This window comes from Pasteurella multocida, assembly GCF_900187275.1.
Lineage (GTDB): Bacteria > Pseudomonadota > Gammaproteobacteria > Enterobacterales > Pasteurellaceae > Pasteurella > Pasteurella multocida.
Map to the genome: position 1 here is coordinate 1,212,745 of NZ_LT906458.1, position 25,312 is coordinate 1,238,056.

General features: G+C 41.0%; 26 protein-coding genes. 7 read left to right on the forward strand and 19 right to left on the reverse strand.

What is annotated here, in order from left to right; genetic code table 11:
- Positions 1 to 8 precede the first annotated feature (8 nt).
- The 5 genes from ftsI to CKV69_RS05615 all read right to left on the reverse strand — a co-directional run bounded on the left by ftsI (position 9) and on the right by CKV69_RS05615 (position 5,522).
- Entirely contained in the window at positions 9 to 1,814 is a 1,806-nt protein-coding gene (ftsI, locus tag CKV69_RS05595) for a peptidoglycan glycosyltransferase FtsI (RefSeq protein ID WP_005751112.1), read from the reverse strand.
- A gap of 17 nt (positions 1,815 to 1,831) precedes the next feature.
- Positions 1,832 to 2,149, reverse strand: coding sequence for a cell division protein FtsL (gene ftsL, locus CKV69_RS05600; RefSeq protein WP_005720207.1), 318 nt, complete (start codon positions 2,147 to 2,149; stop codon positions 1,832 to 1,834).
- Positions 2,149 to 3,114: a 16S rRNA (cytosine(1402)-N(4))-methyltransferase RsmH gene (gene rsmH / locus CKV69_RS05605; RefSeq protein WP_005755939.1), complete on the reverse strand. Its 966-nt coding sequence runs from the start codon at positions 3,112 to 3,114 to the stop codon at positions 2,149 to 2,151. The genes ftsL and rsmH overlap by 1 nt, the downstream gene beginning before the upstream one ends.
- Positions 3,115 to 3,235: 121 nt before the next feature.
- The gene (gene mraZ, locus CKV69_RS05610; RefSeq protein WP_005720203.1) at positions 3,236 to 3,694 is read right to left on the reverse strand and encodes a division/cell wall cluster transcriptional repressor MraZ; all 459 of its coding nucleotides are present in this window, start codon (positions 3,692 to 3,694) and stop codon (positions 3,236 to 3,238) included.
- Between the two features lie 283 nt (positions 3,695 to 3,977).
- A complete protein-coding gene (locus CKV69_RS05615) occupies positions 3,978 to 5,522 on the reverse strand; it encodes a carbon starvation CstA family protein (RefSeq protein WP_005720201.1) in 1,545 nt (514 codons plus the stop codon).
- Positions 5,523 to 5,824: 302 nt separating this feature from the next.
- On the opposite strand from CKV69_RS05615, the gene CKV69_RS05620 reads away from it, so the two are divergent.
- The 5 genes from CKV69_RS05620 to CKV69_RS05640 all read left to right on the forward strand — a co-directional run bounded on the left by CKV69_RS05620 (position 5,825) and on the right by CKV69_RS05640 (position 9,790).
- Positions 5,825 to 6,721: a Fe(3+) dicitrate ABC transporter substrate-binding protein FecB gene (locus CKV69_RS05620; protein ID WP_005720199.1), complete on the forward strand. Its 897-nt coding sequence runs from the start codon at positions 5,825 to 5,827 to the stop codon at positions 6,719 to 6,721.
- Positions 6,721 to 7,704: an iron-dicitrate ABC transporter permease FecC gene (gene fecC / locus CKV69_RS05625; RefSeq protein WP_014326266.1), complete on the forward strand. Its 984-nt coding sequence runs from the start codon at positions 6,721 to 6,723 to the stop codon at positions 7,702 to 7,704. The genes CKV69_RS05620 and fecC overlap by 1 nt, the downstream gene beginning before the upstream one ends.
- The gene (gene fecD / locus CKV69_RS05630; protein ID WP_014326267.1) at positions 7,704 to 8,696 is read left to right on the forward strand and encodes a Fe(3+) dicitrate ABC transporter permease subunit FecD; all 993 of its coding nucleotides are present in this window, start codon (positions 7,704 to 7,706) and stop codon (positions 8,694 to 8,696) included. The genes fecC and fecD overlap by 1 nt, the downstream gene beginning before the upstream one ends.
- A complete protein-coding gene (gene fecE, locus CKV69_RS05635) occupies positions 8,696 to 9,469 on the forward strand; it encodes a Fe(3+) dicitrate ABC transporter ATP-binding protein FecE (protein ID WP_014326268.1) in 774 nt (257 codons plus the stop codon). Before fecD ends, fecE begins: the two co-directional genes overlap by 1 nt.
- Positions 9,470 to 9,559: 90 nt before the next feature.
- A complete protein-coding gene (locus tag CKV69_RS05640) occupies positions 9,560 to 9,790 on the forward strand; it encodes a zinc ribbon domain-containing protein (protein ID WP_005720191.1) in 231 nt (76 codons plus the stop codon).
- A 58-nt stretch (positions 9,791 to 9,848) separates the two neighbouring features.
- On the opposite strand, the gene artM is transcribed toward CKV69_RS05640, so the two are convergent.
- The 7 genes from artM to pmbA all read right to left on the reverse strand — a co-directional run bounded on the left by artM (position 9,849) and on the right by pmbA (position 15,602).
- Positions 9,849 to 10,532: an arginine ABC transporter permease ArtM gene (gene artM, locus CKV69_RS05645; RefSeq protein WP_005722723.1), complete on the reverse strand. Its 684-nt coding sequence runs from the start codon at positions 10,530 to 10,532 to the stop codon at positions 9,849 to 9,851.
- On the reverse strand, positions 10,532 to 11,203 hold the full coding sequence (gene artQ / locus CKV69_RS05650; protein WP_014326269.1) for an arginine ABC transporter permease ArtQ: 672 nt from the start codon (positions 11,201 to 11,203) through the stop codon (positions 10,532 to 10,534). Before artQ ends, artM begins: the two co-directional genes overlap by 1 nt.
- A gap of 6 nt (positions 11,204 to 11,209) precedes the next feature.
- Positions 11,210 to 11,932 (reverse strand): lysine/arginine/ornithine ABC transporter substrate-binding protein, encoded by a 723-nt coding sequence (locus tag CKV69_RS05655; protein ID WP_005722718.1) that lies wholly within the window; start codon positions 11,930 to 11,932, stop codon positions 11,210 to 11,212.
- 16 nt (positions 11,933 to 11,948) lie between these two features.
- Positions 11,949 to 12,680: an arginine ABC transporter ATP-binding protein ArtP gene (artP, locus tag CKV69_RS05660; protein ID WP_005755926.1), complete on the reverse strand. Its 732-nt coding sequence runs from the start codon at positions 12,678 to 12,680 to the stop codon at positions 11,949 to 11,951.
- Positions 12,681 to 12,855: 175 nt separating this feature from the next.
- On the reverse strand, positions 12,856 to 13,440 hold the full coding sequence (gene lpcA, locus CKV69_RS05665; protein ID WP_005720180.1) for a D-sedoheptulose 7-phosphate isomerase: 585 nt from the start codon (positions 13,438 to 13,440) through the stop codon (positions 12,856 to 12,858).
- A gap of 32 nt (positions 13,441 to 13,472) precedes the next feature.
- Entirely contained in the window at positions 13,473 to 14,012 is a 540-nt protein-coding gene (gene hpt, locus CKV69_RS05670) for a hypoxanthine phosphoribosyltransferase (RefSeq protein WP_005722716.1), read from the reverse strand.
- Between the two features lie 234 nt (positions 14,013 to 14,246).
- Entirely contained in the window at positions 14,247 to 15,602 is a 1,356-nt protein-coding gene (pmbA, locus tag CKV69_RS05675) for a metalloprotease PmbA (RefSeq protein WP_014326271.1), read from the reverse strand.
- Between the two features lie 94 nt (positions 15,603 to 15,696).
- Here pmbA and yjgA point away from each other — a divergent pair, with 94 nt between their 5' ends.
- On the forward strand, positions 15,697 to 16,239 hold the full coding sequence (gene yjgA, locus CKV69_RS05680) for a ribosome biogenesis factor YjgA (protein ID WP_014326272.1): 543 nt from the start codon (positions 15,697 to 15,699) through the stop codon (positions 16,237 to 16,239).
- Between the two features lie 57 nt (positions 16,240 to 16,296).
- On the opposite strand, the gene hflC is transcribed toward yjgA, so the two are convergent.
- From hflC to thrL, 7 genes are all read right to left on the reverse strand, one after another.
- The gene (gene hflC / locus CKV69_RS05685) at positions 16,297 to 17,184 is read right to left on the reverse strand and encodes a protease modulator HflC (RefSeq protein WP_005720174.1); all 888 of its coding nucleotides are present in this window, start codon (positions 17,182 to 17,184) and stop codon (positions 16,297 to 16,299) included.
- The gene (gene hflK / locus CKV69_RS05690) at positions 17,184 to 18,431 is read right to left on the reverse strand and encodes an FtsH protease activity modulator HflK (protein WP_014326273.1); all 1,248 of its coding nucleotides are present in this window, start codon (positions 18,429 to 18,431) and stop codon (positions 17,184 to 17,186) included. Before hflK ends, hflC begins: the two co-directional genes overlap by 1 nt.
- 196 nt (positions 18,432 to 18,627) lie before the next feature.
- The gene (locus CKV69_RS05695; protein ID WP_014326274.1) at positions 18,628 to 19,350 is read right to left on the reverse strand and encodes a 4'-phosphopantetheinyl transferase family protein; all 723 of its coding nucleotides are present in this window, start codon (positions 19,348 to 19,350) and stop codon (positions 18,628 to 18,630) included.
- A 112-nt stretch (positions 19,351 to 19,462) separates the two neighbouring features.
- Positions 19,463 to 20,737: a threonine synthase gene (gene thrC / locus CKV69_RS05700; RefSeq protein ID WP_014326275.1), complete on the reverse strand. Its 1,275-nt coding sequence runs from the start codon at positions 20,735 to 20,737 to the stop codon at positions 19,463 to 19,465.
- A gap of 19 nt (positions 20,738 to 20,756) precedes the next feature.
- The gene (thrB, locus tag CKV69_RS05705; RefSeq protein WP_005720165.1) at positions 20,757 to 21,701 is read right to left on the reverse strand and encodes a homoserine kinase; all 945 of its coding nucleotides are present in this window, start codon (positions 21,699 to 21,701) and stop codon (positions 20,757 to 20,759) included.
- Positions 21,702 to 21,724: 23 nt separating this feature from the next.
- Positions 21,725 to 24,172 (reverse strand): bifunctional aspartate kinase/homoserine dehydrogenase I, encoded by a 2,448-nt coding sequence (gene thrA, locus CKV69_RS05710; RefSeq protein WP_014326276.1) that lies wholly within the window; start codon positions 24,170 to 24,172, stop codon positions 21,725 to 21,727.
- 106 nt (positions 24,173 to 24,278) lie between these two features.
- The gene (gene thrL, locus CKV69_RS10845) at positions 24,279 to 24,353 is read right to left on the reverse strand and encodes a thr operon leader peptide (protein WP_080667568.1); all 75 of its coding nucleotides are present in this window, start codon (positions 24,351 to 24,353) and stop codon (positions 24,279 to 24,281) included.
- A gap of 174 nt (positions 24,354 to 24,527) precedes the next feature.
- Between thrL and CKV69_RS05720 the strand changes: the two genes are divergently transcribed.
- Entirely contained in the window at positions 24,528 to 25,229 is a 702-nt protein-coding gene (locus CKV69_RS05720) for a YggS family pyridoxal phosphate-dependent enzyme (RefSeq protein WP_038641895.1), read from the forward strand.
- Positions 25,230 to 25,312 lie beyond the last annotated feature (83 nt).

Consider the following 25,312-nt stretch of genomic DNA (forward strand, 5'->3'; position numbering starts at 1 on the left):
ATTTCTTCTTAGTTTGTCGTTGTTCCATTATCACTATTCAAACGCACAACGCGTCTTGCCATTTTATCTTGTGGCATCGCATCTGGTGGAATATTATTCACACGTAACGCATAGCCCATAATACTGGAGAACACCGGTGCTGAAATAGCGCCCCCATAATATTGTCCCGCTTTTGGATCATTAATTAAGACAATTAACGCATAACGTGGATCAGAAATAGGTGCGACGCCGGCAGTATAAGCGATATATTTATCCACATAACGCCCATTTTCTAATTTTTTCGCCGTCCCCGTTTTAATGCCGACACGGTAACCTTCCACCATGGCTTTCTTATTTTTAATCGCCACTTTTTCCATCATATTGACCACTTCACGGGTAATCTTTTCTGGATACACGCGTTGACCAATTACGGGAGGATCCACTTTGGTAATCGAAAGTGGACGATAAATACCAAAACTACCAAGTGTCACATAAGCTCGTGCAATTTGTAATGGTGTCGCATTAATCCCGTAACCATAAGCCACGTTAGCACGTTCAATATCAGACCAACGTTTACGGTTCGCATTAAGTAAGCCAGATTGTTCACCAATTAACCCAAGATCCGTTGGTTTACCAAGTCCCGCATGCATGTAAGTTTCCATTAACGCGCTGGGTGGCATACGTAATGCTAAACGGCTCACCCCTCGGTTACTGGAATGCTCTAAAATACCATCTAATGTTAATTGATCACGAGGTGCCACATCGCGAATTTCATGTCCATTCAACACTAAAGGTCCAGTATTAATCACTTCATTACGTTTGGCTGCACCACGTTGAAGGGCGGCAAGCACCACAAACGGTTTGACAGTAGATCCTGGTTCAAAAGTATCTGTAATCGCTCGGTTACGCATGAAATCAGCTTTGACTCCGACACGATTATTTGGGTTATAAGACGGGGCATTCGCCATCGCTAATACCTCACCTGTTCTTACATCTACTAATACTGCCGTACCTGATTCGGCTTTATTTTCCGCCACTGCTTTTTTAATTTCGCGATAAACCATGGATTGTAATTTTTCATCAATACTTAACGTCACATCCTGTGCATCGTATTTTTTCACATCCGCGATATTTTCAACGATATTACCAAATTTATCTTTACGATACGTACGCGAACCCGATTTACCGATCAACATTGAATTAAAGCTTTTTTCAATGCCTTCAATCCCATCCCCATCAATATTGGTATACCCAATTAAATGTGCGACTTCTTCGACACGAGGATAAAAACGGCGTGCTTCATTTTTAAGCACCACACCTTTTAATTTTAACTCTCTGACATAATCAGCCACAGTTGGAGAAACTTGACGTGATAAATAAACGAAACGTGATTTCGGATTTTTTTCAATCCGTTTAATCATGTCATGATATGAAATGCCGAGCACCTCAGCCAAGGCTTTCCAACGCTCTTTATCAAGGAAAGAATTTTTGTCAAAAATATCTTTAGGATCCGCAACGATGGAATACATTGGTACACTCACAGAGAGTAATTGACCATGCCGATCGAGAATCGAACCACGAACTGATTGAATTTCTTGAATACGTAAGGAACGCTTATCCGCCTCATCAGTTAAAGTATCTGAATTGATGATTTGCACGCTGGCAGCCTTTCCAATTAATACCACCAAGCAACCAATAATGATGAGCAATGACGAAAAATAACGCCATTTTAAAAAGCTATTTTCATAAACCATTTTGGGTTTATTGAGCTTAATTGCGTCATTTTTAGCGAATCTGACTTTTTTGATTTTCTTCGTCGTATTAAATTTAACCATCTTGTTATCCCCAAATGCTACTCTAGGATCAACACTTCTTGTTCTGGCTCAACGCGCTTCATCCCTAATTGGCGCGCAATGGCTTCAATGCGGGTATTATCACTTTGCGTGGCTTCTTCTAATTTCAAATTTAAATATTCATTCTCAAGCGCTTGATGCTCAAGCACGAGCTGACCATTTTCTGCCACTAAAATTCGGGTCTGATGCGTAATCCAAATAGTGCCCAATGCAGTCATAACAATCAAAAACAATAAAGCAATGAGGGTTTTATTAGCACTAAACAAATCATCTAAAATAATATTTTGTAATGGATAACGATCTTGACTCTCTAACATCACAACTTCTCCGCTACACGTAATACTGCACTTCTAGAACGCGGATTTTGTTGTTGTTCTTGCTCTGTTGGCATAATCGCTTTACCAATCACTTTTAAAGTTTGTGTCCGCTGAATCTGATCGTCACGTAAAGGCAAACCTTTAGGAATATCTTCTCCCTTACTTTGCTTACGCATAAAGTGTTTCACCATGCGATCTTCTAACGAATGAAAGCTGATAATTGCTAATCGCCCTTGTGGCGCGAGCACTTGTACAGCTGATTTCAACACGCTCTCGAGTTCATCTAATTCTGCATTAATAAAAATCCGAATCGCCTGAAAACTTCGTGTCGCAGGATGCTTATGTTTATCTTTAAAAGGCACCGCATTGGCAATCAGCTCTGCTAATTGCAAGGTTCTACTCAATGGTTCCGTGCCATGTTGTAACGCCTGTTTGTTATAATTCACAATCGCTTGTGCAATGCGTTTGGCAAACCGTTCTTCCCCAAAGGTTTTTAACACCCAAGCTAAATCTTGTTCTGATACCTGTTGCAGCCACTCACTTGCCGATAAACCTTGTGTGGTATCCATACGCATATCAAGCGGACCATCTTTCATAAAGCTAAAGCCGCGTTCTGCTTCATCTAACTGGGGAGAAGAAACACCTAAATCCAATAAAATCCCGTCGACTTTACCGACAAGATTTAATCGTTCACAAATGCGAGGAATGTCAGAAAAACTGCGATGTTCAATATGAAAACGGGGATCTTGAATCGTCTTGGCTTCAGCAATAGCACGTGGATCGCGATCAATCGCAATCAAACGCCCATTATCGGCTAAACGGGAAAGGATTAAACGAGAATGTCCACCTCGTCCAAATGTACCATCGATATAGATACCTTTTTCTTTCAAGGCTAAACCCGCTACTGCCTCATTGAGTAAGACAGTAATATGCGCAGGTGATGAAAAATGATCTTTATCGTTCATAACTATTTACCAACGGTACAAATAAAAGGAAATTAAAATAATTAAGAGAAGATAAGGCGGTGCCTAGCACCGCTTACCTTTTGCTAGTGCTGCTGTTCTATTGTGTGAAAGTTGACTTTCTTTATAATGACAGCATTTTTAATTCTTCAGATAGTGCAAACTGACCACTTGCACCCAACGCCATATCTTGTTCAATTTGAGCATGCCATTCCGCATCGCTCCAAATTTCAAATTTATTGAGTTGCCCAACAAGCATCAGGCTTTTTTCTAATTTAGCGTGAAGGCGTAAAGGTCCGCTAATTAATATCCGTCCGGCACTATCCAGTTCACATTCAGTGGCATACCCAAGCATAACGCGCTGAAGGCTACGGTGTGTGAGATCAAAATTTGCTAGTGCTGAAAGTTTTTGTTCAACCAATTCCCATTCTTTTAACGGATAAAGTAGCAAACAAGGTTGGCGAATATCGACTGTGCAGACCATTTGCCCTGCATTTTGTTCAATAATTTCAGCACGATAACGAGTCGGGATCGCAATACGTCCCTTTGAATCCAAGTTAATTGCTGATGCGCCACGAAACATAAGTTGTTTCCCTTTTTATGATTGCGACAAATGAATTTTGGGAATTTTTCCAACTTTTTTACCACAAAACTCCACTTATTACCACTTTTATTCAAGTTTATTATTAGTTCGCTTAACTTGCAAGCAATTTAACGCGTTCTAATGCAAAGTTTTGTCTATTTTTTTATAGCATTAAAAAGAAAAACTGAGTTTCATCATAAAAAACGAAAAGACTAAACAGCAGAAACAAAAATGCCCTATCAATCAACGATCAACAGGGCATCGGATGAGATAAAAAACGAGATTATTGTTTGACTAAATCGTCAACCAAGGCATCAGGATCACCTTTAGCAATTGGTTTTAATAACGTAAAGAACAAGACAGTACAGAACACGGTTAAACCAATACCAATATAAACAGAAAGTTGATAGTCTAAATTGAAACCGATCTTGTTATACGCTAAGTAAGTGAAACAAACGGTACTGATGAACATTGCTGGAAGCGTACAAACCCAGTGGAATTTACCGTAACGGAATAAATACGCTGCGGCAGTCCATAACATCACCATTGCTGTCGTTTGGTTTGCCCAGCTGAAATAACGCCACAATACGCTGAAGTCAATTTTCGATACAATGAACCCTAACACAAACAATGGAACAGCAATCACTAAACGTTTCACCAATGTTTTTTGCTCAAATTTAAAGAACTCAGCAATGATTAAACGTGCTGCACGGAATGCGGTATCGCCAGAGGTAATTGGTAATACCACCACACCAAGAATTGCAAATACACCACCCACAGCACCGAGGAAGTAGATTGAAGAATCATATACAACTTTTGACGGTGAACCGGCTGCAATCGCAGCTTGTAATTCTGTTGGGTCTTGATAGAAACTTAATCCTACTGCACACCAAACTAAGGCAATCACCCCTTCAGCAATCATCGCACCATAGAAAATGAAACGACCTTCTTTTTCATTTTGTGCACAACGTGCCATTAATGGCGATTGCGTCGCATGGAAACCAGATAATGCACCACAAGAGATAGTTAAGAATAATAATGGCCAAATTGGTAAATCACCTTTTGGTTGTAAATTCTCAAAGAATTTCCCCACTTCTAATCCACCTACTGTACGGAAAAACTCGATTGGCTCATTACTATTTAAATGACTGCTGACTAAGCCAAACATCATACCGAATGTCATGAACAGTAATAAAGCACCGAATAGCGGATAGATACGACCGATAATTTTATCAATCGGTAATAAAGTTGCGATGATGTAGTAAACAAAAATAATGGTTGTCCAAATCACTAAGACGGTAGCAGCATCATAACCAAATACGGTTGCAGCCGCCCCTGCGCTCTCTACGACACCCAAATTATCCATAGTAATAGTGCTTAATAATTTTGCTGGACTAGCAACGAAAACCACACCAACGAGAAGTAATAACACTACCGCAAGCATATTAATAAAGGCTTTCACTGGTGCGCCTAAATAACGACCTGCTAATGTTGGCATTGACGCGCCCCCATTACGCACACTTAACATACCACAGAAGTAATCATGCACTGCACCGGCAAAAATACAACCGATCACAATCCATAACATTGCGACTGGTCCATATAAAGCACCGAGAATTGGTCCAAAGATTGGTCCTGTTCCTGCAATGTTTAATAATTGAATCAACCAAATCTTTTTAGTTGACATTGGCATGTAGTCAACACCATCGTTCATTGTATAAGCGGGTGTTGCTTTTTTGGGGTTGATCACAAAGATCTTTTCAATAAATTTGCCGTATACAAAATAGCCCAAAACTAATATTGCAACGCAAAAGAAGAACCATAACATAATAGAGTACCTATCTTAGTAGATTAAATATTTAGACAACTTTTTCATGCAAAAGCCGTGCGTATTTTATTGCAGTTGTAATTATTAAGTAAACAAGCAAGCCTGCTCGCATTGCAAAATAGTTACAACTTTGTGATAAATATCACGCTTTCACGCGACTTTCCTCACACTCAGTGTGGTATATCCTCCTTTTCTCCGCACTTGTCATACCAGATATAACTAAAAATAATAATTACTTTCATTTGCGCATAATGGTATAATTAGCCAAATTTTTATTTTTCACTCCAACAAGGAAAGCCAACATGAAAACTGTCTTAACCTCCACTCTTGCCGTGACTTTATTGATGGCAAGCCAATTCGTTTCTGCTGTTACCGTCAAAGATCAAAAAGGGGAATTTACCTTAGATAGCGTACCTAAACGTGTTGTTGCCTTAGAATATTCTTATGTGGATGCACTTGCACAAATTGGTGTCAGCCCTGTTGGTGTCGCAGATGACAATGATAAAACCCGTATTCTGCAAAAAGTACGCGATAAAGTGCAGCCATGGGAATCAGTGGGGACGCGTTCTCAACCGAGTTTAGAAGCGATCTCTGCACTTAAACCAGATTTGATCATTGCCGATGATAATCGCCATTCTGCCGTCTATGAAGAACTCAAAAAAATCGCGCCGACAGTCGTCTTTAATTCTCGCCATGAGAACTATCAAGAAAACCTTGAAACCGCACAAAAAATCGGTGATTTATTAGGTAAATCAAAAGAAATGCAAGCGCGTATTGCAAAACATAAGCAGGATATTGCGGACATCGCCAAAACGTTACCAAAAGGGAAAAAAGCGATTATCGGTGTTTCACGTGAAACCCAATTTAATTTATATAATAGCGAATCCTATGCCGGTGGCTTAGTGGAAGTGCTAGGTTATCAAATGCCAAAAGCCCGTGCCGATAACCAACCTAATGCTTCGGTTGGCTTAGAACAAGTGGCGGCAGAAAAGCCTGATCTGATGATCTTAATCCATTATCGTGATGAGAGTATTGCAAGAAAATGGGAAAATGAAGCCTTATGGAAAATTATCCCTGCGGTGAAAAATGGTCAAGTCATCTTAGCTAATGATAATTTATGGGCAAGAGCACGTGGTATTGATGCCGCTGAAGTAATGGCTAAAGAAGTCCAAGACTTTGTAACGAAATCCGCCAAATAATGAAAACCTTTCTACGTTGGAGCTTCCCCACCGGCATCTTATTTGGGCTTTTGTGGGGAAGCTTATTTTTATACTACCCAACCCCGATTTCAGCGTGGGAAACCCTTCAGGCATTCATCGGACACGACGATGAATTAGTCCAAATCACTATCCTCGATTTACGCTTACCTCGTTCTTTAGTTGCCATAGCGATGGGCGCTAATTTGGCCGTCGCAGGCGCATTGTTACAAACTATCACGCGTAATCCTTTAGCCTCGCCTTCGTTATTAAGTGTCAATGCAGGTGCAAGCTTAGCGATGGTAACAGCAACAGCGGTCATGCCTAGTTTTTTCTCAGGTTATAGCATTGCTTTCATTTCCAGTATTGGTGGAGGATTAAGCTGGTTATTAGTGATGCTGATTAGTGGCGGATGGCATGCACGTGCAGAACGCAACCGCGTAATTCTGGCAGGGATTGCCGTGTCTTTATTTTGTGCTGCATTAACAAAATTAGTGATTATTATTGCCGAAGATCATGCTGCGAATATCATGAATTGGCTTGCTGGTGGAATTGCCCATGCGCGTTGGGGAGAATGGTGGATCATTTTACCGTTTTTCGTGTTAAGCCTACTTTTTTGTACTTTCTTTGCTAGCCAACTGAATTTACTCAATCTGAGTGATGAATCTGCACAATCACTTGGGGTTAATCTGTTTAAGCTACGTTGGATGACAAATATTGTGGCACTCCTGATCATTGGCTCTAGTGTCAGTGTCGCCGGTCCGGTGGCCTTTATTGGTCTATTAATTCCTCATTTAGCGCGTTATTGGATCAGTTACGATTTACGCAAAATGCTCCCAATGTCAATGTTATTGGGTGGTTGTCTGATGCTTATCGCAGACATGTTAGCCCGAGCAGTCACGTTTCCAAATGAAATCCCTGCGGGCGCGATCCTCGCTTTAGTCGGCGCACCTGTTTTTGTCTTATTTGCGCGAGGAAAACGATAATGGCAGCCAATAGCAAACTACTTACACGCTTTAAAATACCTTTTTATCCAACCGCACTTTTGCTGTTGTTGATACTCTTTTGTTTAAGTTTACAGCTAGGCACCTATCATCTCTCTATCAGTGAAATTTGGCAGATTTTACATCACCCTGAAGACGCAAATCACTTTACGTTAATGGAATATCGTTTGCCACGTGCCTTGCTCGCGATCTTAATGGGCAGTGCCTTAGCAGTTTCTGGCGTGTTAGTGCAAAGTGTGGTGAGAAATCCCCTCGCCTCGCCAGATATTCTCGGTATCAACAACGCGGCAGGGCTAGTCGCAGTGATTAGCTTGATTTATTTCCCGGGACTTGCTTTTTACTGGTTACCTATTTTTGCCTTTATTGGTGGCATTTTGTCTTTTCTGTTACTTTGGCTTATTTGTGGTTTACATTTTCGTCCCCTGAAAATGGCGATTATTGGGGTCGCGCTGTCTGCCTTATGGGCTGCAGCAAGCCACTATCTAATGCTATCCAATCCAGTTGATATTAACTCCGCGATGTTATGGTTAACCGGCAGCCTATGGGGACGGAGTTGGTCTTACTTATTGGTGGTGTTACCTTGGTTGCTTGTGCTACTGCCTTTGGCTTTTCTGTTCTGTCGTGATCTGGATACCTTAGCATTAGGCGAAAACAAAGCCGCCACTTTAGGGGTATCCCTTCACAAAATGCAGATCATCGTGTTGCTACTTTCTGTAGCGCTTGCCACCACCGCGGTTGCGATTTGTGGTCCAATCGCATTTCTCGGCTTAGTCGCACCGCACTTTGCTCGCCATTTAGTCGGCGGTCGTCATCGAACCTTATTGCCAGCGGCATTACTGTTAGGAGCAATTTTACTGCTGATTTCAGATATTTTAGCCCGTATTATTGCCCCCCCAGTGGAGATTCCCGCAGGGGTTCTCACCGCAATTTTAGGGGCACCGTATTTTTTCTATTTATTAATGAGAACGAAATAATGAGCTTAACCGTAGAACATTTACAACTGGCGTATCAAGATAAAACCATTGTCTCTAATCTCAATTTGCGCTTGCCGAGTAACAAAGTCATTGCGTTAATTGGACCGAATGGCTGCGGAAAATCCACGTTATTAAAAGCGCTTGCGCGTTTGCTGAACCCCAAGTCAGGTCAAGTGAAACATCAAGAGCAAGATATTTGGCAGATCACGGCCAAGTCTTACGCTAAAACCTTGGCGTTTCTACCACAACAACACCTGGTACCAGAAGGTATTAAAGTGCGTGAGTTAGTAGCTTATGGGCGTTCACCGTATTTAAATCTTTGGGGAAAACTCAGTGAAAAAGATGAGAAGATAGTAACACAAGCAATGCAGATAACCCAGACAGACGCATTCGCAGAACGACTCGCTACTGATTTATCCGGAGGACAACAGCAACGCGTTTTTTTAGCGATGACATTAGCACAAGATGCCAATATTGTCTTATTAGATGAACCTACAACTTATCTCGATCTCAACCATCAAGCTGAACTGATGTCAATGATGCGACGCCTACAGCAACAAGGTAAAACGGTCATTACGGTCTTGCATGATCTGAACCAAGCTTGTCGCTATTGTGATTATTTAGTTGTACTTAAACAAGGGGAATTAATTGCCCAAGGCACGCCACACGAGGTGATGACCGAACACTTATTAAAACAGGTGTTTGATCTCAATGTAGAGATTCATCAAGATCCGATCAGTTTCACCCCAATGTTTATTTTGAAAGCGCATTAAAATAAAACAAAAAATGCTTAAAAAACTGACCGCACTTTTACGTTTATGTTAATATCGCGTCGTCATAATAACGAAACTGATGAGGAGAACATGGCATTACACCGTTGCCCTGAATGTCGGCATAAAGTCAGCGAAAGCGCACTCAGTTGCCCAAATTGTGGCTTTTCATTTAAAGAGGAAGATTTGGCCGTTTACCGTCAAAAATTAGAAGAACGACGGTTACATAACCAAGAAATTAATAAACAAAGTGCGAAATTGCATCTTGTTTGGTTTCTGATCTTTGCACTGGTTATTGGGATTGCAAGTTGGATCGTCAATTAAAAAGAAAGCGAATTTTTTACACAAAAATTCGCTTTTTTCTGACCGCACTTTTGGCTAATTAGGCTTTTTCTACTTCAAGACGCTCAAAAGAGAGGACTTTACTTTCCAATTTACGTAATAGTAGGGTCGCAATAGCGGTAATGATTAAATAAATCATGCCGGCAATCCCGTAAATTGTTAACGCATCATATTCTGTTCCATATAGCTGTCTGGCATACCCCATAATATCCATAATGGTGATCGTCGAGGCTAATGCTGTACCTTTAAACACGAGAATGATTTCATTGCTATAAGAAGGCAATGCTCTTTTTAGCGCATAAGGAATTAAAATTTTTAATGTTTCCATTCGCGTTAAACCCAATGCGGCACAACTTTCCCATTGTCCTTTGCTAATCGCTTTCACTGCACCATGAAACAGTAACGTCGAATAGGCTGCACTATTTAACGCCAATGTTAGCATCGCACAAAACCACGCATTCGATAACAATGGCCACAATGCACTGTCAACTAACCATTCAAACTGACCAGGACCGGCATAAATTAAGAAAAATTGCACTAATAATGGGGTGCCCGTAAACAAGGTTAAATAAGTGTGAATACCGCACTTGACTAGTTTATTGCCGATAGACAAGCCAAATGTCAGTAATAAAGCTAAAAAGAAAGCAACAACAAGCGAAACAAAGGTTAATAACAAACTGGTGGGAATACCTTGTGCAATCACCATAAAATAGTCTTGAAACATTATTCCACGCCTCTTTCAAAACGAGTAAAACGGAACTCTAACTTGCGAATAATAAATTGGCTGATTAAGGTGATTGTCAAATACAATAACGCTGCAATGCCATACCAAGTGAAAGGCTGATGAGTCACCGTATTCACTAACTCGGCTTGACGCATTAAATCTTCCACACCAATTAACGAAACCAATGCCGTATCTTTCAATAAGACTAACCATTGATTACTCAATCCGGGCAAAGCATGGCGCCACACTTGCGGCATAATAATCTGTACAAAGGTATAACCACGACTCAACCCTAAAGCCGCCCCCGACTCCCATTGTCCCAACGGAATGGCTTGAATGGCTCCCCGCAAAGACTGTGAGGCATAGGCTGCAAAAATAATTGACAGGGCAAACACACCACAACTAAAGGCACTAAATTGAATAAATTCACCGGTGAGCATTTCCACGACTTCGGTCGAACCAAAGTAAATCAGTAAAACCACTAAAATTTCCGGTAAGCCACGTAGAAGGGTAACAAACACGGAGGTTGGTTTACGAATCCATTGCCACTTGCTGGTTTCTAATACCACAAAGATAATGGATAACATTAAACCAACAATTAACGAACAAACCGCTAACCCTAAGGTCATTAGGGTTGCGGTGTACATTAAAGAAAGATAATCAAAAAACATAATCGATTATTTCGTCATCCATTTATCATAAATTTTTTGGTATTCACCATTTGCTTTAATGGTGGCTAATCCTTTATTTAGGTCATCTAACAAGTCTTTACTCGCTTTATTGACTGCAATACCAAAACCGTTACCAAAGTATTTTTTATTCGTCACTTTGTCACCGACGAAAGCTAAACTTTGTTCTTTAGCAAGCATATCGACTAACACTGCAGTATCACCAAAAATCACATCAATACGTCCATTTTTTAAGTCAAGAATCGCATTTTGTAAACTGGCATAAGGTACAGGTTGATACTGTTTCGCTTCTGCGACGATATATTGCTGATAAGTAGTACCATTTTGCACACCCACTTTTTTCGCTTGGGCTAAATCGTCCACTTTCCCTTTCACTGAAATAAAGCTAGAAGAGCTGTCATAGTAAGGATCGCTAAAACTCACTTGTTTCGCACGCGCTTCGGTAATATCAATCGCAGAGATTGCCGCATCAAAATGTTTAGAACGTAAACCGGTAATTAAACTATCAAAGGCTTGTCCTTTAAAATGACAAGTCGCTTGGATCTCTTTACAGATCGCATTCGCAATATCCACATCAAAACCAATAATCTCCCCTTTTTCATTCGTTAACTCAAAAGGTGGGTAACTTGGTTCCATCGCAAAGGTGATCTCTTTTGCATTGGCAGCTAATGCCGTGCTGGCTAAAAGTGCGGTTAACAGTAGTTTTTTCATGTTGTGTCCTTATTTTTTAGTGTGATAAATATTGTTTAAATTGTTCTGTTTTTGGGTTGGTAAAACAGCTCGCATCACCCATTTCAATAATATGACCTTGTTCCATGTACACCACTTTTGTGGCGACTTTTTTCGCAACGCCCACTTCATGCGTCACAATCACTTGCGTAATGCCCGTTTGCTGCAATTCTTTAATAATATCCACGACTTGTGCGGTAATTTCTGGATCTAAGGCAGCCGTTGGTTCATCAAACAGTAACACTTGCGGTTTCATCATTAAAGCACGAGCAATTGCGACACGTTGTTGTTGACCGCCTGACAAATGAAGCGGAAAACGATCGGCAAATTGTGCTAAACGTAACCGTTTTAATAATTCTAACGCCTCAGATCTGGCTTGTTCGTCACTTAACTTAAGCACTTTCTTCGGGGCTTCAATTAAATTTTCAATTACCGTTAAATGTGGCCAAAGGTGATATTGCTGAAAAACCATACCGACATCTTGACGTAAACGGCAAATTTGTTTTGGATTGGTCTTCGCTTCAGACAAATCAAATTGACTGTTTGCGATAATCAGTTCACCCGATGCAGGCACTTCGAGTAAATTTAGGGTACGAATCAAAGTGCTTTTTCCAGCACCACTTGGTCCCAATAATACGACAGTGTCGCCTTCTTCTGCACTTAAATTAATGTCAAACAACGCTTGGGAAGAACCATAAAAAAAATTTAAATTTTTAACACGAATTGCCATGGTTGAAAAAATCTCTTTTTTGCGAAAACTGAAATAATATTAATATTTATTGCATAATTATGCAAATGTATTTTGATAAAAAATACTTGCATGAAAAAAGCCCTCGACCATCACTGATCAAGGACTTCATAAAAAAAGAAAAAACTGACCGCACTTTCATGCGAGCCAACCTCGTTTATTCTGTTTTTGCCATTTCAAATTCAATTAACATCATCAAAATATGAATAACTTTAATATGGATTTCTTGGATACGATCCGCATAACCGAAATGTGGCACACGAATTTCAATATCCGCAATGCCCGCCATTTGTCCACCGTCTTTCCCAGTCATCGCAATCACTTTCATGCCTTTTTCTTTAGCCGCTTTAATGGCATTTAAGATATTTTTTGAATTACCCGACGTTGATAAGCCAAATAACACATCGCCTTTTTGACCGACAGCTTCCACGTAACGTGAAAAGACATATTCATAACCAAAATCATTACTGACACAACTTAAATGACTTACATCAGAAATCGCAATCGCAGGATAGCCCGGTCGATTTTCACGATAACGCCCCGTTAATTCTTCCGCAAAATGCATGGCGTCACAATGTGACCCCCCATTTCCGCAAGAAAGCACTTTCCCGCCTTGTTTAAAGCTGTCTGAAATTAATAAAGCGGCTTGCTGAATTAATTTCATATTATTTTCATCGTTAATAAACTTATTTAATACTGTCGCAGCTTCATTTAACTCTGCTTTAATCTGTTCTAGATACATTTGTTCTCCTTTTAAGCCATCAAGCATATTGGTTATTCTTCTAAGACCACATGGCCAATATACCCTAAATTACGATAACGTTGTGCATAATCAATGCCATAACCCACCACAAATTCATCAGGGATACTAAATCCTACCCATTCCACCGGCACTTCCACTTCTCTACGTGACGGCTTATCTAACAAGGTACAAATGCGCAGCGAGGCAGGTTCACGTAATTTCAGAATCTCACGCACTTTTTGTAAGGTGTAACCTGTATCGATAATATCTTCGATAATTAAAACATGCTCACCTTTAATGTCACCATCCAGATCTTTACTGATTTTTACATCGTGATTGGTCGTCATGCCTGAACCATAACTAGAGGTGGTCATAAATTCGATTTCTACCGGTAAATTCAGCTCACGCACTAAATCTGCCATAAACATAAACGAACCACGTAAGAGCCCAACAACAATGACTTTCTCGACTGCTTTTTGTTGGTAATATTGCGTAATTTCACGACCAAGCGTTTGAATACGTGCACGTACGTCTTGTTCCGAGATTAAAATACCAACATGATGTTTTTTCATTCTAATTTACCTTTTATATCGGGTTATAAAAGCGTATTCTACAAAAAAAAGGCTGAAGTTTAAACCTTCAGCCCATAAATACCCTAACGAATTTACTTTCTACTCTACCTGTTTGGAGTATGACTCAGACTGAAAACGATCTACTCTATCATTCCCACCTTTATCTCTAACAGATGTGGCTATCTTAGCAAATTATCACCTCATGTCAATAGTAATTATTATCATTTGCAAAAATTAATTTCCAGACACTTTGAGATGCTCTAATAAAATTGATCCTGTTTGGATATTCGAGCGATGTTCAATATCATCACCAACGGCAACGATATTGCGTAACATCTCTTTCAATTGACCCGCAATAGTAATTTCTGCCACAGGATATTGAATTTCGCCATTTTCTACCCAGAAACCAGCTGCACCACGTGAATAATCACCAGTAACTAAATTTACCCCTTGCCCCATTAAATCGGTTACCAGCAATCCGGTTCCCATCTGGCGTAATAAGGTGGTCAATCCGCCCGTGGTATTTGGCTTCACTAACCAGTTATGAATGCCCCCAGCATGTCCCGTGCTTCGCATGCCTAATTTTTTCCCACTATAACTGGTCAACAAATAAGTTTGTAAAGTGCCTTGCTTAATAATTTCACGACATTGAGTGCGCACGCCTTCACTATCAAAAGGCGAAGAGGCGAGTTGTCCGATTAAATGAGGTTGTTCACTAATGTGGAACCAATCGGGTAGCACTTGCTTCCCTAAATGATCTAACAGAAAACTTGATTTACGGTATAAGTTCCCCCCACTAATCGCGGCGGTTAAATGACTAATAAGCCCCGTTGCTACATCATTCAAAAAAATGACTGGAACTTGCTGGGTTGCCATTTTTTGTGGTTGTAAACGAGACAGGGTTTTCTTCGCACAATGCTCTCCTACCCAACTCGCACTTTCTAACTGATTCAAGTCACGAGAAATCGTATATTCATAATCTCGTTCTAGCTGATCTTCTACACCAGCAATGACAGAACAAGATAACGAATAGCGACTGGATAAATAACTTTGTAACATCCCGTGTGTATTTCCATAAACACGCACTCCAGTATGTGAATTAAACGCAGCACCTTCACTGTTGACAATACGTTTATCATAATTTAACGCCGCCTGCTCAGTTTCCAATGCTAATGCCGTCGCCTTTTCCACATCAATATCCGCTGCATGATAAAGGGCTAAATCAGGCGCATCAAATGCCATTAAGTCATAATCCGCCAATCCCGCACACTCATCTGGCGACGTATATTTGGCAATGGATATTGCCGCTTCGACAGTGTTTTTGATCGCCTCAGGGCTTAAATCCGACGTCGAAGCATTGCCTTTTTGATTTCCTAAATAAACCGAAATCCCTAACGCACCATCGTTAGTAAATTCGACATTTTCAATCTCTTGTAAACGGGTAGAAACGGACAATCCACTGACCTTTGTGACCGCCACTTCTGCAGTCGCTCCTGCTTTTTGTGCCATATCCACAGCATAATGCACTGCTTCACGCAATGTTTGCTCTTGTTGTTTCAAAAGTGCGGTCGATTTTTCTGTATTTTGCATATTGATTCCTTCAAACAAATTTTGGGCATTTTATCCTATTTTAGATTTTCATGCTAAAATGTTCGCTTGTTTTTATGAGATGAAAGGAAAGAGTATGGCAAAACGCGGCAAAAATAAAATTGAGTGGGACAATACTGACTGGGAACAAGAAGAAGAGGAAATCATTTGGGTCAGTAAAAGCGAAATTAAGCGCGATGCCGAAGCATTAAAAAAACTCGGTGAGAAACTGGTTGACCTCACCAAAGCAAAATTAGAAAAGATTCCGCTTGAAGAGAAGTTACTTGAGGCAATTGAACTTGCACAACGTTTACAAAAAGAAGCAAGACGTCGCCAATTACAATATATCGGCAAATTACTTCGCAATATCGATGTTGAGCCGATCCAAGATGCCTTAGAAAAACTGGAAAATAAACATCAACAGCAACAAGCGATGTTACATAAGCTCGAAATGTTACGTGATACCTTGATTGACACCCCTGAAGCAATCACGCAATTTCTTGAACAACATCCCGATGCGGATCGCCAACATTTACGTAATCTAGTTCGGGCAGCGCAAAAAGAAAAAGCACAAAATAAACCGCCTAAAGCTTACCGTGAAATTTTCCAATACTTAAAAGACTTCATGCTTGAAGACTAAATCTCCTCCACATGAAAAAAGGCGTGAGTTGAAACTCACGCCTTTTTCTTTGCCCGCTTATTTCGTCGGTGCTTGCATGAAACGGAAGAAATCACTGTCCGGTTTCAAAATCATCATATTATCTGAATTCGCGAAACTGCTTTCATAGGCTTTTAAACTTCTTAAAAAACTATAGAACTGCGGCTCTTGTGAAAAGGCATCAGAAAATACTTTTGCGGCGGTCGCATCACCTGAACCTCGCAATTCTTGTGCAGTACGATTGGCATTTGCCAGAATAAGGGTCACTTTACGATCCACATCGGCTTGAATAAAGGCAGCTTTTTCACGACCTTGTGAACGATGTTCACGCGCGACCGCATCACGTTCTGCACGCATACGTTGATAAATCGATGAAGACACTTCATCAGGCAGGTTGATTTGTTTGACACGCACATCCACTACTTCAATGCCTAATTCTGCTGTACTGTCCGGTCCCGTATTTAATGCTTTACGCGCACCCTCCATCAATTCACCACGTGTGCCTGATACAATGTCTTTAATGGTTCTCGACCCCGTTTCAGAACGTAAACGGTCATTGACTTTACGGCGTAATAAATTGGACGCTTGGGCATAATCGCCACCACCTGTCGCCGTATAAAAACGACCAAAATCACTAATACGCCATTTGACATAAGAATCCACAAGTAGATCTTTCTTCTCAACGGTCACAAAACGATCCGCTTGACCATCAAGCGTACGAATACGTGCATCTAAAATTTTGATCGAATCAATAAATGGAATTTTAAAATGTAAACCCGGATTATACACCACCACTTTATTATCAGCATCACGATGGACTTTACTAAAACGCAACATAATGCCACGGGTCCCTTCTGAGACAATCACAATGCTGGAATATAAAATTGCAGCAATCACAACGATGACAGGGGTTAAAAATTTACGCATTAGTTAAATCTCCCTTGGCGAGTATTTTCTTGTCGTGTTGACGATGTTGATGTTTGTGTAGGCATCACGTTTGGTGTCTCGGCACGGAACACTGGACGCACTTCCTCTGAGGTCGCATTTGTTGACTTCCCTTTCGTTTGTTGTCCCTTCAAAATTTGCTCTAATGGCAACACCGTCAAATTGTTTCCACTATTGCCATCCAACATCACTTTTGGTGTATTCGCCATCACTTTTTCCATGGTTTGAATATACAAACGTTCACGTAATAACTCCGGTGCCGCTTTAAACTCTGGCAGCAAACGTTCGAAACGTTCCACTTCCCCTTTGGCATCTAACACCACACGATCTTTATAGGCAGTCGCTTCTTCTAGAATACGCTGTGCATCACCTCGCGCAATTGGCTCACGCTCACGTGCATAGGCTTCCGCCTCACGAATATAACGCTGTTCATCTTCTTGCGCTTTAATCGCATCATCGAACGCATCTTTCACTTCTTCTGGTGGGCGCGCAGATTGGAAGTTCACGTCCACCACTTCGAGTCCCATATTATAAGGCTCAATAATTGTGTTTAAAGTTTTCCACGTGTTTTCACGCACCACTGAACGCCCCGTGGTTAAAATATCATCCATTGACATATGACCAATCACATAACGTAATGCACTGTCTGTGGCTTGATTTAAACTATCATCCGCATTAGTCACACTGAATAAATACTTGGCTGGATCATGAACACGATACTGCACCGTCATTTCTACCTTCACCATGTTTTCATCTTGCGTTAACATTGAACCCTGTGTTCTTAACTCTTTCACTTGCTCAACGTTCACCGGAATCACGCGGTCAATAAAAGTCGGTTTCCAGTTTAAACCCGGTTGAACAATAGCGTGTAATTCACCAAAACGCATCACCACGCCACGTTCTGCTTCTTTGACAGTATAAAAACCGCTAACGCCCCAGACAATTGCACCAATCACCGCTGCAATTGGCAATAATTTACCAAGATTTAACGATCCACCAGAATGCGAGTTATTGCGTTTACCGCCATTCCCTGAACCGCCTAATTTTTTCAGCAGATTATTAAAAATCTCTTCAATATCAGGTGGTGATTGCTCTTGATTGTTTTGCTTACGACCTGACTGGTTATCATTCCAATTCGGCTGACCGCCTTCATTATCAGGACGCTGACTCTCAGGTTTTTTCTGTCCGGGTTTGCCCCAAGGATCTTGATCTGAACCGTTCAATGACATTACGTTCTCCATTTGTCAAAAAATTGTTACTTGTTTAAACAAATTCCCACAGTCTAAACAAAATGTTGGATTAAGTCTAACGAAACTCGTTACTAAATGGGGATATTTTTTATGATTTAAAGTGCCGCCAATAAAAACGCACAATGGTCTCATTTTTACGGCTTACTACCTGACTTTTGTCCTATCGCTTTGTCGGTCATGTTTTTTCATTCACCTTATAATAAATGGCGTCGTGTAAGGTGGTTTCCGCTAATATTCCCCTCTGCCAAGTAAAATAGTGCACATCTAAGCACTGTGTTTGGTTAATAAAAAAAGCCAAGTAAAACGGCAAGCGGTGACTAAAGAGGAGTTGACCCGCAGGACAGTGTTGTGACTGAATTTGGCGTAACAAGGGATCATGTTGGACAGACGATAACTTTACAATCCCGACCCCTTGTGATTTCAGCACAGCTTCACGTAAGCACCAAGACAAATAAAAACTCTTTTCTTTCTCTTGCTGTTGAGCAAACCACGCTTGCTCTGAAGGTGAGGCAAAATAAGCCAACAACGCTGGATAATCGCGTTCTTTCTGCGGTGATTCAATATCAATCCCGACAATACTGTTTCCTTGCGTATTGACACGCAAAATGACGGCAACCCAATCGCCCGAATGGCTAATATTAAAATCGACATCGTGCACAGGTAACTGAGGGCGACCACTCTGGCTATAATCAATGTGCTTTAAAAGTGCGGTCGGTTTTTGTGAAATTTTCAGTAATTGCCATAACAAAAAATGCGCCACCCAACGACAACGATGCCGTTTCTGCACACGTTGATTGCTAGATTGTGGTTGGCGCAATTTCTCAATCAGTAATTCACGGGGAATGCTATCGAGAGGATAAGTGTCATTGATATTGCCGTAAGCAATGAAGGTTGTCATGTCGAGCTTTCCCTTGTGCTACGAAGCCCACTCGTACTGGCGTGAAATAAATGATGCATCATCTGATGTTGGATATGCTATGCCCTCTCTAAATCAGAGAGGGCGAAGGACGTTAAGCTAACAAATACGCACGTAATTTCGCAAAATCATTTTCCATGATATCCGAAAGCAACGGTAAAGCCGCGTGTTTTGCTAATGCATCGGGTAAAGGTAATTCAAGCGCTAAAATACGTTCAACACTTTCTTTAAATTTCGCAGGATGTGCCGTACAGAGGAATAAGCCGGTTTCACCTGGCTGTAAATCTTGTTTTAACACACGATAAGCCACCGCACCATGTGGTTCACACAAGTACCCTTTGGCATACATGGCTTTTAAGGTTTGTTCCGTTTCATTGTCATTTACGGCATCAGAATGCAAATCTGATAGCGCCCAACCATTGCGTTTAAATAACTCTTCAACCCGTGGCCAGTTATTTGGACGACTCACATCCATTGCATTGGATAACGTCGCCACCGTGTCATGCGGTTGCCAATTACCACTGCGTAAATAACGCGGTACGGTATCATTCACATTGGTTGACGCCACAAAACGTTTAATTGGCAAGCCTAAAGACTTGGCGATTAAGCCTGCGGTCAGGTTACCAAAGTTACCACTTGGTACCGATACCACAAGATTATCGCGTGCCGCTTTTGGTAATTGCGCAACCGCCTCAAAATAATAACAAACCTGCGCTAATAAACGGCTGATATTGATCGAATTTGCTGAGTTTAAGCCAATCGCTTGACGCAACTCTGCATCATCAAACGCTTGTTTCACTAATGCCTGACAATCATCAAAATCCCCGTTGATTGCAATCGTACGAATATTGCCACCAAGCGTACAGAATAACTTTTCTTGTAGCGGGCTGATTTTGCCTTGTGGATATAAAATCACCACATCAATGTTTTCTAAACCATAAAAAGCGTGAGCAACCGCCGCTCCAGTATCCCCTGACGTTGCCGTTAAAATCGTAATTTTACCCTCACCACGTACTGTGGCTAAGGCTTGTGCCATGAAGCGACCACCAAAATCTTTGAAGGCTAAGGTTGGACCATGAAATAATTCGAGTGCATAAACACCTTCTTCCACTTTTGCTACAGGTGCTGGGAAAGTAAAGGCATTTTCTACCATTTTTGCTAACTGGGTTGGCGAAATTTCCTCACCAATTAACGCAGATAAAATCTTCTGGCTACGCTCCACCAATGGTAACGCTAACAGCGCATCTATATCCTCAAAGTGCGGTAGGGTTTCTGGAAAAAACAACCCTTGGTTTTTGCCTAATCCTTGACGTACCGCTTGTGCAAAATTGACTTGTTCTTCTGGATGTTTAATGTTGTATAAATTCATATGCTTTTCCGTTATTCATTTAATCGAGCGCTCTCGCACCTTGGTTATCAACTTTACAAATATGCACAAACCCTTCATTGTTTTGTAAATAATGGTTTTCTAAATAAGTGGATAACTTCATCGCTGTGCCTAAATCAGGCGCAATCGCGAATATTGTTGGTCCTGAACCCGAGATCCCCGTTGCCAGTGCCCCTAAATCTCGTGTGGCTTGTTTCACGTCGGCAAAATTAGGTAACAAGGCTTCACGATAAGGTTCCGCAATCACGTCCTTCATCATTAACGCAGCAAGCTGCGCTTGTCGAGTATGACACGCATGTACAAAACTGCCTAAATGACGCGCTTGTGAAATCACATCTTGACGCGTATAGCTTTTCGGTAAAATCGCACGGGCTTCTGCCGTGGAGACTTCTATACCGGGATAAGCCAACACCCAATACCACTCATCAAAAAAAGGCAATTGTTGGCAAATATTACCTAAAGATTGCACCATCAATTGTACCCCACCTAAATAACAAGGTGCGACATTATCATAATGGATTGAGCCCGAAATGCGTCCTTCTAGTTCGCCCATCATTTCTAACAGTTCCATTTTAGAAAAAGGTTCAGCATGAAACTTATTGAGTGCAACCAACGCCGCCACGATAGAACACGCACTCGACCCCAAGCCAGAACCAATTGGCATATTTTTTTCTAACGTTAATCGCAATGGGCGTACAGCTATGTTACGCAATTTTAAGCGTTCACTAAATAACACATAAGCTTGATAGACAATATTTTTCTGCGCTTCTTTTGGCAATTTACGCACAAAATATCCCGCACTTTCTAGTTCAAATCCGCTAGGCAGTGCCTCAATTTGCACCACATCTCCCAGCAAAGAACCATCAATCGGGGACACCGCGGTCCCCAAGGTATCAAACCCAACACTTAAATTTGCACTGGATGCTGGTGCATAAATTCTGAGCATATTATTTTCCATGTCATTTCCAATTAATGTTGTAGCGTTCTCAATATATCGGCAAAAATCCCCGCTGCAGTTACGGAATTTCCCGCGCCATAACCACGTAAAAGTAACGGAATCGGTTGATAATAACGAGTATAGAAGGCTAAAGCATTTTCACCATTTTTTACTTTATATAATGGATCATCTGCATCGACTTCCAACACAGAGACTTTACAACTGTTGTTTTCAATTTGTCCCACATAACGCAATACTTTCCCTTCTGCTTTCGCGTTAGCAACACGTTGGCTAAATTCTGCGTCTAATTGTGGCAACATCGCCATAAATTCCTGTGTAGTCTTCCCTTCAGCAAATCCCGCTGGGAGCACACTTTCTACCTCAATATCTGTTAATTCCAATTGTGCACCTGTTTCACGCGCTAAAATCAACAGTTTCCTGGCAACATCTTGTCCAGAAAGATCATCTCTTGGATCAGGTTCAGTAAACCCTTTTTCACGCGCAAGAGCAGTCGCTTCAGATAACGTGAGTCCGTTTTCTAACTCGCCAAAGATAAAGGACAACGACCCCGAGAGTACGCCACTAAACTTGACGACTTCATCACCCGCAGCCAATAAATTCTGCAAGTTTTCAATGACGGGTAACCCTGCGCCAACGTTTGTATCATACAAGAATTTACGTTGGTTATTACGGGCACTTTCACGCAGTGCATTATAATACGCAAGTTCACGCGTATTGGCTTTTTTATTTGGTGTCACAACATGGAATCCTTCTCCCAGTGCACGCACATATAAACCAGCTACAGAATCCGCTGACGTACAATCCACAAATACCGGATTCACGACATGGTGCAATTTAATAAAGGACAGTAACACATCAAAATCAGAAGGCTGAGTCGCGGTTTCCAAATCTGCTTGCCAATTTTCTAAATTTAAGCCATCTGCTTTTAATAACATTTTGTTTGAATTGGCAATCGCACACACCCGAATTTCAATATCTTTCTTGGCTAGATAACTTTTCTGATGTTTAATTTGCTCAATCAACTCACCACCGACACCCCCTACCCCAACTAAAAAAACATCAACGACCTTTTTATTATTAAAGAGAGCTTGGTGTGTGGCTTTCACGGCTTCAATTGCTTTATTCAGTGCAACCACGGCAGAAATTGAACGCTCAGAGGAACCCTGTGCAATAGCAACAATACTGATGTTCGCTTGGGCAAGTGCAGAGAAGAAACGTGCGGCAATCCCTTTGGCTTGCTTCATGCCATCACCCACCACCGAAATAATGGATAAGTCACGAATCACATCAATTGGCTCAAGATCATTGGCTTTTAGTTCTTGCTCAAATTCTTTCTCTAACGCCTGTTTTGCCACCTCAACTGATTTGGCTGGTACACAGAAACTTATACTGTATTCTGAGGAAGATTGCGTAATTAAAATCACTGAAACGCCTGCATTTGACATGGCAGAGAAAACACGTGACGCCATACCTACCATACCTTGCATCCCAGGACCAGACACGTTAAACATCGCCACATTATCTAGATTAGTAATCCCTTTTACTTGCAACTGTTCAGATTGAATGTTGCCATCAATAATCGAACCCGGTGCAGAAGGATTGCCCGTATTTTTAATTAAGCAAGGAATGTTAGTTTGCACTAATGGTCCAATCGTGCGTGGATGAATCACTTTTGCACCGAAATAAGACAATTCCATCGCTTCGCGATAAGACAAGCTTGGCAATAAGCGAGCATCTGGTACCAAACGCGGATCACAGGTAAAGACCCCATCTACATCGGTCCAAATTTCACAAGCACTTGCGCCCAAACAAGCGGCTAAACAAGCAGCAGAATAATCGGAACCATTACGCCCGAGTAAAACGAGCTCACCTTTTTCATTGCCTGCGGTAAAGCCTGCCATTAACACCACATTTTTGGTTGGAATTGACTTGGCATCAACGCGTTTTGTCGATTCTTCAATATCCACTGAAGACTCTAAATAGCTCCCGTGTGCTAATAATTTTTCGACAGGATCAATCACAGTCACGTCATAACCGCGAGCTTCAAACCATGCCTTCATCATCGCAATAGACAGTTTTTCACCACGACAATCAATCGTGGCTTTAACCGCATCCGACACAAAACCTTGTTGACGAATTTCTTCCAACAACTGGCTGATTTGTGCAAACTCGGTATCAATTAAAGCTTTTGTCCCTTCTAGATCAAAACGATTATTTTCTGCGTGTAAACCATGAATAATGTGATAAAAAATCTCAATGGCTTCATTGAAATTGGCATCGGTAGGTTGATTTAAACTGGCTTTTTCAGAAAGGGCGACAAGATGGTTGGTAATTTTTGCAGGGGCTGATAACACGCCAGCGGCTTGTTCTTCAAAATGGGCTTTTTCGATAAGCTGTGCCGCCTGCGAAAAACGCGCTGGATTGGCTAAAGACGTCCCCCCGAATTTTAATACACGCATAATAAAATCTCCTCGATGTTGTGAATTTTAAAAATAGAATAAAAATTTTCATAAAAAAACCCGCACTTTTTATTCAGTACGGGTTTTGTGGAATTCGATCTTTTTGTTACGCACTAACCCGCACACTATTGGTAATAATAGTGGTGGTCATAATCATAGTAATCACAGTGCGTTTATTCATCTTTTCAATCAAAATTAAAAAACAGTGTGTAAGAAATACCGAAATTTATTTAGGTTGTCAAACAGAAAATGAAAAAACGGGATAAATTTTTAAAAAGCACTAACATCTTGTAATATATCGCCACAAAATTTTATTTTGCCTCAATTTTCCCTATTAAGATGCAGGATGCGCCCGATGACAATCGAACAAAATTTAGCACAAATTCAACAAAATATTCAGCACGCGGTCCAACAAGCCAAGCGCCCAGAAAGTGCGGTCAAATTACTCGCTGTTTTAAAAACCAAACCCGTTGAAGATATCTATCAAGCCTATCAAGCCGGACAAACCGCGTTTGGCGAAAACTATGTACAAGAAGGCGTGGAAAAAATCCAGTATTTTGCCCAAAAAAATATCCCTCTTGAATGGCATTTCATCGGTCCGCTTCAATCAAATAAAACCAAATTAGTGGCAGAACATTTTGACTGGATGCAAACGCTCGACCGCAAAAAAATCGCCGACCGCCTCAACGAGCAGCGCCCACATTATAAAAAACCACTGAATGTATTAATCCAAATTAACATCAGCGATGAAGACAGCAAATCTGGCATTCAACCCAACGAAATGCTTGATCTAGCAAAACAGATCCAAAACCTACCGCACTTATGCCTCCGCGGCTTAATGGCTATCCCCGCCCCCACCGACGATCTTGCCACACAAGAACAAGCATTCACCCAAATGCACAGCTTATTTGAACAACTCAAACAAGCTTTACCCAATGCAAAAATTGATACGCTTTCAATGGGGATGACTGATGATATGGCGAGCGCCATTCAATGTGGTTCAACAATGGTAAGAATTGGGACAGCAATTTTTGGGGCAAGGGATTATTCGAAATAATCTCTTTTTCTTGATTTATAAATAAAGATACTGTTCAAAATTTGACAAATTAATAATGGCTTTTTATTATTGATTGTATTAAA

Coding starts and splice junctions, on each gene's coding strand:
- ftsI (WP_005751112.1), bottom strand. CDS start 1,814: ATGGTTAAATTTAATACGACGAAGAAAATCAAAAAAGTCAGATTCGCT.
- ftsL (WP_005720207.1), bottom strand. CDS start 2,149: ATGTTAGAGAGTCAAGATCGTTATCCATTACAAAATATTATTTTAGAT.
- rsmH (WP_005755939.1), bottom strand. CDS start 3,114: ATGAACGATAAAGATCATTTTTCATCACCTGCGCATATTACTGTCTTA.
- mraZ (WP_005720203.1), bottom strand. CDS start 3,694: ATGTTTCGTGGCGCATCAGCAATTAACTTGGATTCAAAGGGACGTATT.
- CKV69_RS05615 (WP_005720201.1), bottom strand. CDS start 5,522: ATGTTATGGTTCTTCTTTTGCGTTGCAATATTAGTTTTGGGCTATTTT.
- CKV69_RS05620 (WP_005720199.1), top strand. CDS start 5,825: ATGAAAACTGTCTTAACCTCCACTCTTGCCGTGACTTTATTGATGGCA.
- fecC (WP_014326266.1), top strand. CDS start 6,721: ATGAAAACCTTTCTACGTTGGAGCTTCCCCACCGGCATCTTATTTGGG.
- fecD (WP_014326267.1), top strand. CDS start 7,704: ATGGCAGCCAATAGCAAACTACTTACACGCTTTAAAATACCTTTTTAT.
- fecE (WP_014326268.1), top strand. CDS start 8,696: ATGAGCTTAACCGTAGAACATTTACAACTGGCGTATCAAGATAAAACC.
- CKV69_RS05640 (WP_005720191.1), top strand. CDS start 9,560: ATGGCATTACACCGTTGCCCTGAATGTCGGCATAAAGTCAGCGAAAGC.
- artM (WP_005722723.1), bottom strand. CDS start 10,532: ATGTTTCAAGACTATTTTATGGTGATTGCACAAGGTATTCCCACCAGT.
- artQ (WP_014326269.1), bottom strand. CDS start 11,203: ATGTTTTTTGATTATCTTTCTTTAATGTACACCGCAACCCTAATGACC.
- CKV69_RS05655 (WP_005722718.1), bottom strand. CDS start 11,932: ATGAAAAAACTACTGTTAACCGCACTTTTAGCCAGCACGGCATTAGCT.
- artP (WP_005755926.1), bottom strand. CDS start 12,680: ATGGCAATTCGTGTTAAAAATTTAAATTTTTTTTATGGTTCTTCCCAA.
- lpcA (WP_005720180.1), bottom strand. CDS start 13,440: ATGTATCTAGAACAGATTAAAGCAGAGTTAAATGAAGCTGCGACAGTA.
- hpt (WP_005722716.1), bottom strand. CDS start 14,012: ATGAAAAAACATCATGTTGGTATTTTAATCTCGGAACAAGACGTACGT.
- pmbA (WP_014326271.1), bottom strand. CDS start 15,602: ATGCAAAATACAGAAAAATCGACCGCACTTTTGAAACAACAAGAGCAA.
- yjgA (WP_014326272.1), top strand. CDS start 15,697: ATGGCAAAACGCGGCAAAAATAAAATTGAGTGGGACAATACTGACTGG.
- hflC (WP_005720174.1), bottom strand. CDS start 17,184: ATGCGTAAATTTTTAACCCCTGTCATCGTTGTGATTGCTGCAATTTTA.
- hflK (WP_014326273.1), bottom strand. CDS start 18,431: ATGTCATTGAACGGTTCAGATCAAGATCCTTGGGGCAAACCCGGACAG.
- CKV69_RS05695 (WP_014326274.1), bottom strand. CDS start 19,350: ATGACAACCTTCATTGCTTACGGCAATATCAATGACACTTATCCTCTC.
- thrC (WP_014326275.1), bottom strand. CDS start 20,737: ATGAATTTATACAACATTAAACATCCAGAAGAACAAGTCAATTTTGCA.
- thrB (WP_005720165.1), bottom strand. CDS start 21,701: ATGCTCAGAATTTATGCACCAGCATCCAGTGCAAATTTAAGTGTTGGG.
- thrA (WP_014326276.1), bottom strand. CDS start 24,172: ATGCGTGTATTAAAATTCGGGGGGACGTCTTTAGCCAATCCAGCGCGT.
- CKV69_RS05720 (WP_038641895.1), top strand. CDS start 24,528: ATGACAATCGAACAAAATTTAGCACAAATTCAACAAAATATTCAGCAC.